Consider the following 15,983-nt stretch of genomic DNA (forward strand, 5'->3'; position numbering starts at 1 on the left):
GGGCGGGGCACCAAGATCGGCATCACGCTCGGCGTCGTCCTGGTGCTCGTCGCAGGGTGGGTGCTGTGGTGGGGCTTCGACCGACTGACCACCACCAAGATCACCGCCTACTTCGACAGCTCGGTCGGCATCTACGAGGGCTCCGACGTGCGCATCCTCGGCGTGCCGGTGGGTCGGGTCGAGTCGGTCGAGCCGATGGGCGACCAGGTGAAGGTCGTGCTGAGCGTCGACCGGGGCTACGACGTGCCCGCCGACGCGCAGGCCGCGCAGATCACCCCGTCGGTCGTCGCGGACCGCTATGTCCAGCTGACGCCGGTCTACCGCGGCGGGCCGAAAATGGGTCGCACCGCGACTATTCCGCGGGAACGCACGGTCACCCCGGTCGAGGTCGACGAGCTCTACCGGAGCATCACCGAACTCAGCGAAGCGCTCGGCCCGGACGGCGCCAACAAAGAGGGCGCGGTGAACGAGCTGGTGCGCACCTCGGCGGCCAACCTGGCGGGCAACGGCGAGGCGCTGGCCAACAGCATCAGTCAGCTCTCCGGCGCGGTCAGGTACCTGTCCGAGGCGCGTGGCGACATCTTCGAGACCGTCGAGAACCTGCAGAACTTCGTGAGCATGCTGGCGCGCAACGATCAGCAGGTGCGCGAATTCAACGCGCAGCTGGCCGATCTCGCCGGATTCCTGGCCGACGAGCGGCAGAACCTCGGCGACGCGCTGCACTTGCTCTCGATCGCGCTCGGCGACGTCGCCCGGTTCATCGATGACAACCGCGCGCTGGTCGCGGAGAACGCCGCCGCGCTGACCACGCTCACCAAGACGCTGGCCGACCAGCGCGACGACCTTGCCGCCGCCCTTCCGGTGATTCCGGTCGCGCTGAGCAACCTGGTCAACATCCACAACGCCGAGTCCGGCACCCTCGACATGCGCGCCAACTTCACCGATCTGCAGGATCCTTTCGGCACGATCTGCCGGATGCTCGACCTGTCGAAGCTGATGCCCGGCGATCCGCGCTTCGAGGCGCTCGGCCGTCAGATGCGTCCGCTGCTCGACCACTGCAAGGAGATCACCGACCAGATCACCGCGGGGGTGCAGACTCCCACGCTGATCCTGCCGTTCGGCATCCTCTCCGGGGAGAACCTGCAGCGCGACCCCGTGCCAGGGACGGTGCCCGGCACGCCGTCGAACCAGTTGCCGCCGTCCGAGCAGGGAGGTGAGCGATGAGGACGACCATCGCCCGCGGGCTGAGCGCGGGAGTGCTCGCGGTCTCGGCCGCGCTGATCAGCTCGTGCGCCTCCGACGGCATCTACAGCGTGCCGCTGCCCGGCGGCGCCGACGTCGGCCCGCATCCCATCCACATCGATATCCATTTCGACGACGTGCTCGATTTGGTGCCACAGTCCGCGGTGAAGGTCGAAGGCGTGCCGGTGGGCCGGGTCGAGGACATCGCGCTCGCGGGAGACGGCTGGACCGCCAGTGTTCGCGCGCTGATCGACTCCTCGGTCGACCTGCCCGCCAATGCCAGGGCCGAGGTACGGCAGTCGAATCTGCTCGGCGAGAAGTTCATCGAGCTCGCACCGCCCGTCGCGGACCCGGATCCGGCGAGGCTGACCGACGGCGCGGTGATCCCGGTCGAGCACACCAGGCACGCCACTGAGATCGAGCAGGTGCTCGGCGCCATGTCGCTGCTGCTCAACGGCGGCGGCGTCGCGCAACTGCAACCGATCGTCAGCGAGTTGAACAAGACCTTCGGCGGCCGCGAGGGCAAGGTTCGTTCGCTGCTCGAGCAGGCCAACACCTTGATCGGCGGGCTGAACGAGCAGGTGGACGACATCACGCGGGCCATCGACGGTCTCGCCACGCTCAGCAGCCGGGTCAGCACCCAGACCGAGTCGATCGGCAAGATTCTGGACGAACTGCCCGATGGCATACGGATCTTGGAAGAACAACGGCCGGAGTTGATTTCGTTGCTCGCCCAGCTGGACCGGCTGGGGCAGGCGGGCTTCGACGTCATCAATACCGCCAAGAACGACCTGATCCGCGATCTGAACTCGCTGCGCCCGACGCTGCAGGAACTCGGCCGCGCCGCGCCGGATCTGGTGACCGCGTTCCCGCTGATTCCGACCTACCCGTTCCCCGATTCCGCGCTGGAGGGCACCTTCGGCGGCCAGGTCAACACGTGGCTCTCGGTGGACCAGCAGATCGGCGTCACGCTGAGCAATCTCGGCGTCGGCAAACCGGATCCGGTGTACATTCCGCCGCCCTACGGCCCGCCGGTGAACGTGGACCCGTCCAACCCGTACTACGGCGGCAACGGTCCGCGGCCGGGCTGGCCGACGGTGTCGCTGATTCCGCTGCCGCCGACCATGGCGGTGCTGCCCGCGCCGGGCGCGCCCGTGCCGAACCCGCTCGGCCCGCTGCTGGAACAACTCGGCGTGACGCCGCCCGCGGCAGGGGGTGAGCCGCGATGACCCGTCTCGTTCGTAACCAGCTGGTCGTCTTCCTGGTTCTCGCGGTGGTCGGCGTGATCTTCGTCGGCGCGAAGTACATCCGGCTCGATCACATGCTCGGCTTCGGCCACTACGAGGTGCGCGTCGACGCCGAGCAGACCGGCGGCATCTACAAGGGCGCCGAGGTGACCTATCGCGGCGTCCCGGTCGGCCGGGTCGGCGACTTGGCGCTGACCGACGAGGGCGTCACCATGACGCTGGTCATCGACTCGGACTCACCGCGCATCCCCGCCTCGGCCGAGGCCGTGGTGGCGAACCGCTCGGCCATCGGCGAGCAGTACGTCGACCTGCGGCCGGACATCGACAGCGGTCCGTACCTGAAGGAAGGCTCGGTGATCAGCGGGGCGCAGACGCCCGTTCCGGTGGAACAGCTGGTCTCCAGCGTCGACCACTTCACCAGGACGGTGGATCTGGAGGCGTTGAACACCACCGTCACCGAGCTGGGCAAGGCCTTCGACGGCAAGGGCGAGGACCTGCACGTCCTCCTGCAGTCGCTCAACGAGTTCACCACCACGTTCCACGAGACGCTGCCGCAGACCGTCCAGCTGATCCGCGACGGCAGGGTGGTGTTCGGCACCCAGGCCGAGCAGGCCGCCGCCATCCGGCGCTTCAGCGACGGCCTCGACCGGCTGACCGCGCAGCTGCGCTCCAGCGACCCCGCGATACGCAGGCTGATCGGCACCGGCGCCGACGCGGGCGAACAGTTCGGCGCACTGCTCGACGAGAGCGGCGGCGCGCTCACCGAGGACCTGGCCAACCTGCGGGTGCTGCTGCAGGGCATCTCGCCCAAGTTCTACGCGCTGCGTCCGCTGCTGCAGATGCTGCCGCAGCTGTCCCTCGGCGCGTCGGCGACCGCGCCCGGCGACGGGACCAGCCACTTCGGCCTTGTGCTCGAGACCAACAACCCGCCCGCCTGCACCGTCGGCTACGAGGGCACCCAGCGCATTCTCGAGCAGATGAAGGCGCAGAACCCGGACTTCGACGACACCCGCGACGAGTTCCCGTTCAACACGGACGCGAAATGCCTTGTGCCGTTCGGCAATCCGACCGCGGTCCGGGGCGGAGAGCGGGCCGAGCTGGCCGATCCGAGCATCGTGCAGCCCTGGGACGACAACCCCAAAGTCGACCCGGACAAGCTGAACCTGAACCCGATCGCCGTGCAGCTCGCCACCCTGATGGGAGTCACGCCGAAGCGGTGACCAGGAAGGATGACGTTATGGTGCTGAGTCGTGAGTATTGATCCGTCTGGTTCGGGCCGCCCGCCGGTCGCGGTGCGCGCGCTGGCGCTCGGCGCGCTCGCCGTCGCCCTCGTGGCCGCGCTGTGGTTCGGCGGTGGCTGGGTGCGCGCGGCGTTCTTCACCGACGGTCCGCGGGCCGACGCGCGCGATTCCGCGCTGGACGCCGCGCGACAGGCCGCGCTCAACATGACCTCGATGAACCTCGACGACGTGCCCGGCTCGCTCGCACTGGCCAGGTCGTCGATGACCGGGCCGATCCTGGAGTCGGCGGAGAAGAATCGGCAGCAGTCCGAGCAGATGGCCGCGCAGTCGGGTGTCGCCATGAAGTCCAAGGTGCTCGGGGCCGCGCTCACCTCGCTGAACAGCGAACGGGACAAGGCCTCGGCGCTGGTGGTGCTCCAGGTGACCGAGTCGAAGCCGGACAAGTCGGTCTCCGACTACCGGTACACGTGGAGCCTCGACATGAGCAAGGACGGCGAGGTCTGGAAGGCCGAGCAGGTCGCTTCGCTCACCCAGCCGGTGCTGCTGGAGGGGCCCGGCCCGACCGGGCTCGGACAGCCGGGGACGCCCGCGCCGACCGAGGGCGCGCCCGCGCAGGAGGGACCGCGATGAACACCCGCCGCCCGGTCAACCGGGTCACGCCGAAACGGCGCACCGCCCAGCCCGCCGCGCGTCCGACGCGCAGGCCCAAGGTCACCTCGGCGCGCCCGACCGCGCCGCGCGACGTCCCGACCAGGGGAAAGCAGGCCGTCGCCGCCGAGCGTCGGCCGCGCCGGTTCACACCCCCTCGCCTCCGGTCGGCGGGTTCCTGGGCGCCCGTCGCGGCCGCGCTGATCGCGGCCGTGCTGCTGGCCGGATTCGCCGTCGTCGCCGCGCAACGTCCCGGCGTCCCCGACGAGAACCGGGCACTCCTCGACACCAGCGCGACCGAGGAGGTGCGCGCCGCCGCCGACCACGCCCTACGCACGATCTACGGCTACGACATCGCGCACATCGACGGCTACGAGGCCGCGGTGCGCCAAGTCGTCACCGGCGAGATGCTCGCCGATCTCGACGAGTTCGCGGCCACCACGATCGACGCCATCCGGCAGGCCCGGACCAGCGCCGACGCGAAGGCCGACCCGATCGGGGTGACGATGCTCACCGAGGACCGCGCCGAACTGCTGGTGAATCTCGTGGTGAGCGCAACCAAGGACGGCGTGGCCCAGCAGAGCGTGGCGGGTCCCGTGGTGCTGCGGATGCAGAAGGTGGACGGTCGCTGGCTGGCCAGCGGCATCGTCGACCAGTGATCTTGGTCCGCGCGACCGTATTCCGGCGGGGGCAGGTCGGTCCGGGCACTTGACGAGTTTCGCCCGACCCGTCACGCTATTCACAACAGCGGCAGCTGTCACAAGTGGTTTCAGCCGCCCCGTGGCCCTCGACGCAGCCAGCGATCCGGGTGCCGGGCATATCGCCCGCGCGGGGTCGGCAGACCGGCCGCTTGTCTACGACGCGGCGTGCGTGCGACCACGGCCCAGGGTGGCCAAGGCCACGGCGCGCCAGCGGCGTGGAGGATCACACGGGTGGTACTTTGACACCCCCGTGTTCAGGGGTGTAGGTTTGGACTTTGCGCTGGCTGCCTCCTGTCCATACCTCGATTCGCACACGTAAGTTTCGCCTTCCGGTGTTACTTCCGTTGTTGCCTGTTCGGGTTTCGTTCGGGTTGTGACCAGCGGAATTCGTAGCAGAAGCAAGCGACGGTCGCGGACCACCACGCGACGCGCGTGAGGTGCTGGAAGGACGCATCTTGGCAGTCTCCACCCAGACCAAGGCAGTTGCCGGTATCCCTGGAGCCCCCAAGCGGGTCTCCTTCGCGAAGATCCGTGAACCCTTGGAAGTGCCGGGTCTTCTCGATCTACAAACGGAATCGTTCTCCTGGTTGGTCGGTTCGTCGGAATGGCGTGAGCGCGCGGCCGCTCGCGGCGACGTCGGCCTTGTCGGTGGACTCGAGGAGGTGCTCGAGGAGCTGTCGCCGATCGAGGACTTCTCCGGCTCCATGTCCCTGTCCTTCTCGGATCCGCGCTTCGAAGAGGTCAAGGCCTCGATCGATGAGTGCAAAGAAAAGGACATGACCTACGCGGCGCCGTTGTTCGTCACCGCGGAGTTCATCAACAACAACACCGGCGAGATCAAGAGCCAGACGGTCTTCATGGGTGATTTCCCGATGATGACCGACAAGGGCACGTTCATCATCAACGGCACCGAGCGTGTCGTCGTCTCGCAGCTGGTCCGCTCCCCGGGCGTCTACTTCGATCACACCATCGACAAGGGCACCGAGAAGGACCTGCACAGCGTGCGCGTCATCCCGTCGCGCGGCGCGTGGCTGGAGTTCGACGTCGACAAGCGCGACACCGTCGGCGTGCGTATCGACCGCAAGCGCCGTCAGCCGGTCACCGTGCTGCTCAAGGCGCTGGGCTGGACCACCGAGGAGATCGTCGAGCGCTTCGGCTTCTCCGAGATCATGATGTCCACCCTCGAGAAGGACAACACCGCCGGTCAGGACGAGGCGCTGCTGGACATCTACCGCAAGCTGCGTCCGGGCGAGCCGCCGACCAAGGAGTCCGCGCAGACCCTGCTGGAGAACCTGTTCTTCAAGGAGAAGCGCTACGACCTGGCTCGCGTCGGTCGCTACAAGATCAACAAGAAGCTGGGCATCCACCTCAACGAGCCGGTCATCGGTTCGGTGCTGACGCGCGAAGACATCGTCACCACCATCGAGTACCTGGTTCGCCTGCACGCGGGCGACAAGGTCATGACCGCGCCCGGCGGCGAAGAGGTGCCGGTCGAGGTCGACGACATCGACCACTTCGGCAACCGTCGCCTGCGCACCGTCGGCGAGCTGATCCAGAACCAGATCCGGGTCGGCCTCTCCCGTATGGAGCGTGTCGTCCGTGAGCGGATGACCACCCAGGACGTCGAGGCGATCACGCCGCAGACCCTGATCAACATCCGTCCGGTCGTCGCCGCGATCAAGGAGTTCTTCGGAACCTCCCAGCTGTCGCAGTTCATGGACCAGAACAACCCGCTGTCGGGTCTGACCCACAAGCGTCGTCTCTCGGCGCTCGGCCCGGGTGGTCTGTCCCGTGAGCGCGCCGGCCTGGAAGTCCGAGACGTCCACCCGTCGCACTACGGCCGCATGTGCCCGATCGAGACCCCGGAAGGCCCGAACATCGGCCTGATCGGCTCGCTGTCGGTGTACGCGCGGGTCAACCCGTTCGGCTTCATCGAGACCCCGTACCGCAAGGTCGTCGAGGGCCGGGTCACCGACGAGGTCAAGTACCTCACCGCCGACGAGGAGGACCGCGAGGTCCGCGCCCAGGCGAACTCGCCGGTCGACGCCGACGGCAACTTCCTCGAAGAGCGGGTGCTCGCGCGCCGCGGCAACGAGGAGATGGAGTTCGTCGCCCCGACCGAGGTGACCTATATGGACGTCTCGCCGCGCCAGATGGTGTCGGTCGCGACCGCCATGATCCCGTTCCTCGAACACGACGACGCCAACCGTGCTCTCATGGGCGCGAACATGCAGCGTCAGGCCGTGCCGCTGATCCGTTCCGAGGCCCCGATCGTGGGCACCGGCATGGAGCTGCGCGCCGCGACCGACGCCGGCGATGTCGTGGTGAACGAGAAGTCCGGTGTGGTCGAGGAGGTTTCCGCCGACTACGTCACGGTCATGGCCGACGACGGCACCCGCAAGTCCTACCGGATGCGGAAGTTCGCTCGCTCGAACCAGGGCACCTGCTCCAACCAGCGGCCCATCGTGGACGAGGGCCAGCGGGTGGAGAAGGGCCAGGTCCTGGCCGACGGTCCGTGCACCGAGAACGGTGAGATGGCCCTCGGCAAGAACCTGCTCGTGGCGATCATGCCGTGGGAAGGCCACAACTACGAGGACGCGATCATCCTGTCGCAGCGTCTCGTGGAAGAGGACGTCCTCACCTCGATCCACATCGAGGAGCACGAGATCGACGCCCGCGACACCAAGCTGGGCGCCGAGGAGATCACCCGCGACATCCCGAACGTCTCCGACGAGGTGCTCGCGGATCTGGACGAGCGGGGCATCGTGCGGATCGGTGCCGAGGTCCGCGATGGTGACATCCTGGTCGGCAAGGTGACCCCGAAGGGTGAGACCGAGCTGACCCCGGAGGAGCGGTTGCTGCGGGCGATCTTCGGTGAGAAGGCGCGCGAGGTGCGTGATACCTCGCTGAAGGTGCCCCACGGTGAGTCGGGCAAGGTCATCGGCATCCGCGTGTTCTCGCGCGATGACGAGGACGACCTGCCGCCGGGTGTGAACGAGCTGGTCCGGGTGTACGTGGCGCAGAAGCGCAAGATCCAGGACGGTGACAAGCTCGCCGGTCGTCACGGCAACAAGGGTGTGATCGGCAAGATCCTGCCGACCGAGGACATGCCGTTCCTGCCGGACGGTACCCCGGTCGACATCATCCTCAACACCCACGGTGTGCCGCGTCGTATGAACATCGGCCAGATCCTGGAAACCCATTTGGGCTGGATCGGCAAGGCGGGCTGGCAGGTCGAGGGCAACCCCGACTGGGCCAAGAGCCTGCCGGAGGAGATGTTGGGCGCGCCCGCCGACTCGAACATCGCCACCCCGGTGTTCGACGGCGCCCGCGAGGAGGAGCTGACCGGTCTGCTGTCCTCGACCCTGCCGAACCGCGACGGTGAGCGCATGGTCGACGACAACGGCAAGGCCACCCTGTTCGACGGCCGCTCCGGCGAGCCGTTCCCGTACCCGGTGGCGGTCGGCTACATGTACATCCTGAAGCTGCACCACCTGGTCGACGACAAGATCCACGCGCGTTCGACCGGTCCGTACTCGATGATCACCCAGCAGCCGCTCGGTGGTAAGGCGCAGTTCGGTGGTCAGCGCTTCGGTGAGATGGAGTGCTGGGCCATGCAGGCCTACGGCGCGGCGTACACGCTGCAGGAACTGCTCACCATCAAGTCCGACGACGTCGTGGGCCGCGTGAAGGTCTACGAGGCGATCGTGAAGGGCGAGAACATTCCGGAGCCGGGCATTCCGGAGTCGTTCAAGGTGCTCCTCAAGGAACTCCAGTCGCTGTGCCTCAACGTCGAGGTGCTGTCTTCGGACGGCGCCGCGATCGAGCTGCGCGAAGGCGAGGACGAGGACCTGGAGCGCGCCGCGGCGAACCTGGGCATCAACCTGTCCAGGAACGAAGCGGCCACCGTCGACGATTTGGCGAACTAGGCGGTCGGGCGCGGACGAACTCGGTCACCGACGACATCCGCGCCCATCGCGAACAACCAACTAGTGAACTTTTGCTCGAATTCGACCCGCACAGGGGAAAGGAAGTTACGTGCTAGACGTCAACTTCTTCGATGAACTCCGGATCGGCCTTGCCACCGCCGAAGACATCCGCCAGTGGTCCTACGGCGAGGTGAAGAAGCCGGAGACCATCAACTACCGCACGCTGAAGCCGGAGAAGGACGGCCTCTTCTGCGAGAAGATCTTCGGTCCCACCCGGGACTGGGAGTGCTACTGCGGTAAGTACAAGCGTGTCCGCTTCAAGGGCATCATCTGTGAGCGCTGTGGCGTCGAGGTCACCCGCGCCAAGGTGCGCCGTGAGCGGATGGGCCACATCGAGCTGGCCGCGCCGGTCACCCACATCTGGTACTTCAAGGGCGTGCCGTCGCGCCTCGGCTACCTGCTGGACCTGGCGCCGAAGGATCTGGAAAAGATCATCTACTTCGCCGCGTACGTCATCGTCGGCGTCGACGAGGAGCTGCGTCACAACGAGCTCTCCACGCTCGAAGCCGAGATGGAGGTCGAGAAGAAGGCCGTCGCCGATCAGCGCGACGCCGACCTCGAGGCCCGCGCGCAGAAGCTGGAAGCCGACCTGGCCGAGCTGGAGGCGGAGGGCGCCAAGTCCGACGTGCGCCGCAAGGTCAAGGACGGCGGCGAGCGCGAGATGCGCCAGCTCCGCGACCGTGCCCAGCGCGAGCTGGACCGGCTCGAGGAGATCTGGAACACCTTCACCAAGCTGTCCACCAAGCAGCTCATCGTGGACGAGGTGCTCTACCGCGAGCTGACCGACCGCTACGGCGAGTACTTCACCGGCGCCATGGGTGCGGAGTCCATCCAGAAGCTGATGGAGAACTTCGACATCGAGGCCGAGGCCGAGAACCTGCGCGAGACCATTCGCACCGGTAAGGGCCAGAAGAAGCTGCGCGCGCTCAAGCGGCTCAAGGTCGTCGCGGCCTTCCAGGCCAACGGCAACTCGCCGATGGGCATGGTGCTCGACGCCGTTCCGGTGATCCCGCCGGAGCTGCGCCCGATGGTTCAGCTCGACGGTGGCCGCTTCGCCACCTCCGACCTGAACGACCTGTACCGTCGCGTGATCAACCGCAACAACCGCCTCAAGCGACTGATCGACCTCGGCGCGCCCGAGATCATCGTCAACAACGAGAAGCGGATGCTGCAGGAGTCCGTCGACGCCCTGTTCGACAACGGCCGCCGCGGCCGTCCGGTCACCGGACCGGGCAACCGTCCGCTCAAGTCGCTGTCCGATCTGCTCAAGGGCAAGCAGGGCCGCTTCCGTCAGAACCTGCTCGGTAAGCGCGTCGACTACTCGGGCCGTTCGGTCATCGTCGTCGGTCCGCAGCTGAAGCTGCACCAGTGCGGTCTGCCGAAGCTGATGGCGCTGGAGCTGTTCAAGCCGTTCGTGATGAAGCGTCTGGTCGACCTGAACCACGCGCAGAACATCAAGTCCGCCAAGCGGATGGTGGAGCGGCAGCGGCCGCAGGTGTGGGACGTCCTCGAAGAGGTCATCGCCGAACACCCCGTGCTGCTGAACCGTGCGCCCACCCTGCACCGCCTCGGCATCCAGGCCTTCGAGCCGCAGCTGGTGGAAGGCAAGGCCATCCAGCTGCACCCGCTGGTCTGTGAGGCGTTCAACGCCGACTTCGACGGTGACCAGATGGCCGTGCACCTGCCGCTGTCGGCGGAGGCGCAGGCCGAGGCCCGCATCCTGATGCTGTCCTCGAACAACATCCTGTCGCCCGCGTCGGGTCGTCCGCTCGCCATGCCGCGTCTCGACATGGTGACCGGCCTGTACTACCTGACCCGTCAGGTCGACGGCGCCAAGGGCGAGTACAAGCCCGCGTCGGACGGCCAGCCGGAGTTCGGCGTGTACTCCTCGCCCGCCGAGGCGCAGATGGCGGTCGACCGCGGCGAGCTGACCGTGCGCTCCATGATCAAGGTGCGGCTCACCACCCAGCGTCCGCCGAAGGACGTCGAAGCGGAGCTGTTCCCGGAGGGCTGGCAGCGCGGCGACGCGTGGACCACCGAGACCACGCTGGGCCGGGTGCTGTTCAACGAGCTGCTGCCCGCGGACTACCCGTTCATCAACGAGCAGATGCCGAAGAAGCGGCAGGCGACGATCATCAACGATCTCGCCGAGCGCTACCCGATGATCGTGGTCGCGCAGACCGTCGACAAGCTCAAGGACGCAGGCTTCTACTGGGCCACGCGTTCGGGTGTCACCGTCTCCATGTCGGACGTTCTCGTTCCGCCGGAGAAGGCCGAGATCATGGAGCGCTACGAGGCGCAGTCGGATCAGATCGAGAAGAAGTACCAGCGTGGTGCGCTCGATCACCAGGAGCGCAACAACGCCCTGGTCAAGATCTGGCAGGAGGCGACCGAGGAGGTCGGTAAGGCGCTGCGCGCGCACTACCCGGCCGACAACCCGATCATCACGATCGTCGACTCGGGCGCCACGGGTAACTTCACCCAGACCCGTACCCTCGCCGGTATGAAGGGCCTGGTGACGAACCCGAAGGGTGAGTTCATCCCGCGGCCGATCAAGTCCTCCTTCCGTGAGGGCCTGACGGTTCTGGAGTACTTCATCAACACCCACGGTGCTCGTAAGGGTCTGGCCGACACCGCGCTTCGTACCGCCGACTCGGGTTACCTGACCCGTCGTCTGGTGGACGTCTCGCAGGACGTCATCGTGCGCGAGCACGACTGTGGCACCGAGCGCGGCATCGTCGTGCCGATCGCCGAGAAGCAGCTCGACGGCACGATCATCCGCGACGCGCACGTGGAGACTTCCGCGTACGCTCGTACGCTCGCCGCCGACGCGCTGGACGCGTCCGGCAACGTCGTGGTGAACAAGGGCGCCGACCTCGGCGACCCGGCCATCGAGGCGCTGCTCGACGCGGGCATCACCGAGGTGAAGGTCCGCTCCGTGCTGACCTGCACCACCGGCACCGGCGTGTGCGCGACCTGCTACGGCCGCTCCATGGCGACCGGCAAGCTGGTCGACATCGGTGAGGCCGTCGGCATCGTCGCCGCGCAGTCCATCGGTGAGCCCGGTACCCAGCTGACCATGCGTACCTTCCACCAGGGTGGTGTCGCGGGTGACGACATCACCGGTGGTCTGCCGCGTGTTCAGGAGCTCTTCGAGGCTCGTGTGCCGAAGGGCAAGGCGCCGATCGCCGAGGTCTCGGGTCGCGTGCGGCTCGAGGACGACGACCGCTTCTACAAGATCACCATCATCCCGGACGACGGTGGTGAAGAGGTTGTCTACGACAAGCTCTCGAAGCGTCAGCGTCTGCGTGTGTTCAAGCACGACGACGGCACCGAGCGTCTGCTCTCCGACGGTGACCACGTCGAGGTCGGCCAGCAGCTGCTGGAAGGCGCGGCGGATCCGCACGAGGTGCTGCGCGTGATGGGCCCCCGTCAGGTGCAGATCCACCTGGTCCACGAGGTCCAGGAGGTCTACCGCTCGCAGGGTGTGTCGATCCACGACAAGCACATCGAGGTCATCGTGCGCCAGATGCTGCGTCGCGTGACGATCATCGATTCCGGCGCCACGGAGTTCCTGCCCGGCTCGCTCACCGAGCGTTCCGAGTTCGAGTCCTCCAACCGTCGCGTGGTCTCCGAAGGCGGCGAGCCCGCCTCCGGTCGCCCGGTGCTGATGGGTATCACCAAGGCGTCGCTGGCCACCGACTCGTGGCTGTCGGCGGCGTCCTTCCAGGAGACCACCCGAGTCCTGACGGACGCGGCGATCAACTGCCGCTCCGACAAGCTCATCGGCCTCAAGGAGAACGTGATCATCGGCAAGCTGATCCCGGCCGGTACCGGTATCAACCGCTACCGCAACATCCAGGTGCAGCCGACCGAAGAGGCTCGTGCCGCGGCGTACGCGGTGCCGTCCTACGACGACACCTACTACAGCCCGGACAGCTTCGGCACCACCACCGGTGCCGCGGTTCCGCTGGACGACTACGGATTCAGCGACTACCGGTAATCGGTAGGCACCGATAGGCATTCGGCCCCCGCTCCCTTCCGGAGCGGGGGCCGTTCGCGTTTCGGATGGTGCCAGAAGCCGCGCCACCCTGCTGCGGCTCGTCAACGGCGGGGGCGCTGATCGTCCGGTGGCACAACCGGCATTGGGCAACGCATGTCAGCGACGATCAGGCGATGGTGGGAGTCGAAAGTGCTGTGCTCAAGCCACTTTGATGCTGTGTGGCCCGACTTGGACAGTGATGTCGACGTGGCCGCCGAGGGCGTGCGCGTAGGCGCGGAGGGTATCGAGTTCCATCGCGGCAAGATCTCCGTTTTCGATCTGCGATACCCGTGATTGCGAGACGCCAAGGGCCGTGGCAACTTCGGCCTGGGTCTTTCCAAGCGCCTTGCGGAGCTCTTTCAGGTGGTGGCCTGCGATGTAGGCGTCCAGTTGTGCGGAGGCGGCTGCTTGGGCCTCTGGTTCGGCCAGCTCGGGGTGCCGCCGATGGGCTTCGGCTTTTACTTCGCGCCAGTTGCGTGCGGGGCTCATGATTTCAACTCCTGATCTTGCTCTGCCCGATAGTCGGCATACCGTTGCTCTGCTACCGGTATCGCGTCGTCGTACCACCGCGACCAACGTCCCGCCTTGTCTCCTGCGACAAGAATGATCGCCGAACGGTCCGGGTCGAAAACGAACAGTGGGGCGCTGATCGTCCGGTGGCACAACCAGCGCTGGGCAACGCATGTCAGCGACGATCAGGCGATGGTGGGGGAGGGTTTGGTGAGGGCGTCGGTGATGTGCTTTCGGGCGGCGGGGGTGAAGGGGGAGGCCGTCGATTTCGGAGGGGGTGAACCAGCGGACGTCGGAGGTTTCGCGGTTGTCGGGGCGGGGTGTGCCAGCGAGGTGGCGGCCGTGCAGGCAGACGGTGAATTCCTGGAGCACGACCTGGTCACCTGGGTCGATGTCGACCACCACGATGTGACCGGGGTCGGTGTAGATACCCGCGAAGCCGGTCACTTCGATGTCGATTCCCGTCTCCTCCAACGTTTCTCGCACCGCCGCTTGGGCGATCGTCTCGCCCAACTCGAGCTTGCCGCCCGGCATCGCCCACCACCCGTTGTCGCAGCGCCGCACCAGCAATAGGCGTCCCACGTCATCTCGCACCGCCGCCACAACACCCGGCACCCGTCCCTGCGCGACTGGTGCGTTCTCGTCGTCGAAGTAGTCGATCCGCCCCATCCCTCTATTCTGCGGTCTTCCGCCGCAATGGGAACCGCGAATCACGAACGCGCATAAAGTGTTTCGAGGTCGATCAGTAGCGGCTTCTCGGTGGAAGAGCGCAGGCCGTCATCGAATCCCGCACCGCTGTAGCACGCGAGAACGGTGTCGGAGACATCGTAACCCTTGCCGGACAGCAGCTCTCGCGCGCGAATGAGGCGGTCCAGATGCCCGGTCGTCATCGTGCGGTCCCACTTCACTTCCCCGAGCGAGAGGATTCGCCGACGGCGTCCGGGCTCCTCGGGCGCGAGGACCGCCACGTCGATCTGTATCTGGCTTCGCCGATCCGGATCCTTGACTACCGCGCCGGCCACTTGCCCCGGCAGTTCACCGAAAACGTCGGGTCCCGCCGACATCGCCCAGTCACGGCAGATGTTCTCGAAATGCGGTCCGACGACCTGGGAAAGGAATGTGGCCTGCGAACTGTGCCACGCCGCCGCCTGGTTGCCTCGTTCGAGCGGGGTCCAGTGACGTCGCATGATCGCTTCGTAGAAGACGATCAGCGGCTCGGCGATCCGGAAGACGGGCTTGCCCTTCTGGAAAGGGTCCGCCTCGCGAACGATCAGTTGGGAGTCTTCCAATACCGAAAGCGGATGTGCCATATCGGTTGAGCTACGGCCGATGGCGCTCGCGATACCGCCGCGTGTCGTGTTTCCGTTGGCGATGGCGGCCAGCACCGCGTGATACAGGGCCACGTCGCGGATTTCGGTTTCCTCGGCGAGGAGGTAGCGAGCCTCACGGAAGAGTGGAACCTGCGGGTTCAACACCGTCCGCAAGACCCACGAATCGAAATCCGCGAGCGATTCGGGGGCATCTCCGGCTACGAAATCGCGCCGATAGGCAGGAGTGCCGCCGACGATCGAATGGACGAGCACGGCCAGCCGTGGGTCGTCGATCCCCCAGAAGGCGGCCGCCTCCCGATATCCGAGGGGCCTCACGACCAATTCCAAGCTCGCTCGCCCGCGCAGCGGTGCACTGCCGGACAGCAGCCCGCCCATCACCGACATGGCCGACCCGCACAACAGGATGCGCGAGCCCGCGACCCGGGCCGGGCCGCGTGGATCCAACGCCCACTGGAGCAGCGAAGGGAGCGCGGGCGTGGCTTTGGTCAGGTACGGGAATTCGTCCAGGACGACGAGGTCATTGCCGACGACCGCGAACAACCGCTCGAGCGCCTCTTCCCAATTGCGAAAGGCGTAGCGCCCGCCCCCCGCGTAGCGCGCGACGGCACGACCGAAGCGCTCGAGGGCCTCGACCTCGGTCGCCTCGGTCGCCGTGAAGAAGAAACCGCCCACGACCTCGGACAGCGCGTCGAGCAAGAAGGTCTTGCCCTGTCGGCGACGGCCGCTGACGATGCCCAGTCGAACGTCCGAGCTGGGCGAAGTGGCGAAGCGCAGCAACCCGTCCCACTCTCGGTCGCGATCGAACACCCGCTCAGGTTTCCGCTTGGTGGTCACTATATAACTATACTTCTTATAACTACGCTTATACATGTGTTCGGCTTAGGCTCGCCACCCGTCGGCGTGTCCGGCATCGACCCCGCTGGCGGGCGCGCTGATTCGGGGCGCGGGCGGGCGCAGGTCGGCTTTGGGTTTGGGCGGCGTTCTTCGTTGTTGCGACCGAAAGGTGGTGGCGCAGTTAAGATGTGGCACGGC

The 15,983-nt window shown here is 66.8% G+C and carries 10 protein-coding genes and 1 pseudogene; 7 read left to right on the plus strand and 4 right to left on the minus strand.

Annotated features, from left to right (window positions below; genetic code table 11):
- Positions 1 to 15: 15 nt before the first annotated feature.
- The 7 genes from ABZV58_RS05560 to ABZV58_RS05590 all read left to right on the plus strand — a co-directional run bounded on the left by ABZV58_RS05560 (position 16) and on the right by ABZV58_RS05590 (position 13,071).
- Positions 16 to 1,224 (plus strand): MCE family protein, encoded by a 1,209-nt coding sequence (locus ABZV58_RS05560; protein ID WP_354999047.1) that lies wholly within the window; start codon positions 16 to 18, stop codon positions 1,222 to 1,224.
- Positions 1,221 to 2,471: an MCE family protein gene (locus ABZV58_RS05565; RefSeq protein WP_354998930.1), complete on the plus strand. Its 1,251-nt coding sequence runs from the start codon at positions 1,221 to 1,223 to the stop codon at positions 2,469 to 2,471. The genes ABZV58_RS05560 and ABZV58_RS05565 overlap by 4 nt, the downstream gene beginning before the upstream one ends.
- Complete coding sequence (locus ABZV58_RS05570) at positions 2,468 to 3,709, plus strand: MlaD family protein (RefSeq protein WP_354998931.1); 1,242 nt, start codon at positions 2,468 to 2,470, stop codon at positions 3,707 to 3,709. Before ABZV58_RS05565 ends, ABZV58_RS05570 begins: the two co-directional genes overlap by 4 nt.
- A 30-nt stretch (positions 3,710 to 3,739) precedes the next feature.
- Positions 3,740 to 4,360: a hypothetical protein gene (locus ABZV58_RS05575; RefSeq protein ID WP_354998932.1), complete on the plus strand. Its 621-nt coding sequence runs from the start codon at positions 3,740 to 3,742 to the stop codon at positions 4,358 to 4,360.
- A complete protein-coding gene (locus tag ABZV58_RS05580) occupies positions 4,357 to 5,037 on the plus strand; it encodes a hypothetical protein (RefSeq protein WP_354998933.1) in 681 nt (226 codons plus the stop codon). Before ABZV58_RS05575 ends, ABZV58_RS05580 begins: the two co-directional genes overlap by 4 nt.
- Before the next feature lie 479 nt (positions 5,038 to 5,516).
- Positions 5,517 to 9,008: a DNA-directed RNA polymerase subunit beta gene (locus ABZV58_RS05585; protein WP_354998934.1), complete on the plus strand. Its 3,492-nt coding sequence runs from the start codon at positions 5,517 to 5,519 to the stop codon at positions 9,006 to 9,008.
- Between the two features lie 109 nt (positions 9,009 to 9,117).
- Positions 9,118 to 13,071, plus strand: coding sequence for a DNA-directed RNA polymerase subunit beta' (locus ABZV58_RS05590; RefSeq protein ID WP_354998935.1), 3,954 nt, complete (start codon positions 9,118 to 9,120; stop codon positions 13,069 to 13,071).
- Between the two features lie 198 nt (positions 13,072 to 13,269).
- Here ABZV58_RS05590 and ABZV58_RS05595 read toward each other — a convergent pair whose 3' ends face one another.
- The 4 genes and pseudogenes from ABZV58_RS05595 to ABZV58_RS05610 all read right to left on the minus strand — a co-directional run bounded on the left by ABZV58_RS05595 (position 13,270) and on the right by ABZV58_RS05610 (position 15,728).
- Positions 13,270 to 13,599, minus strand: coding sequence for a helix-turn-helix transcriptional regulator (locus ABZV58_RS05595; RefSeq protein WP_354999048.1), 330 nt, complete (start codon positions 13,597 to 13,599; stop codon positions 13,270 to 13,272).
- Complete coding sequence (locus ABZV58_RS05600; protein WP_354999049.1) at positions 13,596 to 13,775, minus strand: type II toxin-antitoxin system RelE/ParE family toxin; 180 nt, start codon at positions 13,773 to 13,775, stop codon at positions 13,596 to 13,598. Before ABZV58_RS05600 ends, ABZV58_RS05595 begins: the two co-directional genes overlap by 4 nt.
- A gap of 97 nt (positions 13,776 to 13,872) precedes the next feature.
- Positions 13,873 to 14,289, minus strand: a pseudogene (locus tag ABZV58_RS05605) (NUDIX domain-containing protein); the annotation flags it as partial.
- A gap of 41 nt (positions 14,290 to 14,330) precedes the next feature.
- Entirely contained in the window at positions 14,331 to 15,728 is a 1,398-nt protein-coding gene (locus tag ABZV58_RS05610; RefSeq protein ID WP_354998936.1) for an ATP-binding protein, read from the minus strand.
- Between the last annotated feature and the right edge of the window lie 255 nt (positions 15,729 to 15,983).

It is taken from the genome of Nocardia sp. NPDC004654 (assembly GCF_040609595.1).
Classification (GTDB): domain Bacteria; phylum Actinomycetota; class Actinomycetes; order Mycobacteriales; family Mycobacteriaceae; genus Nocardia.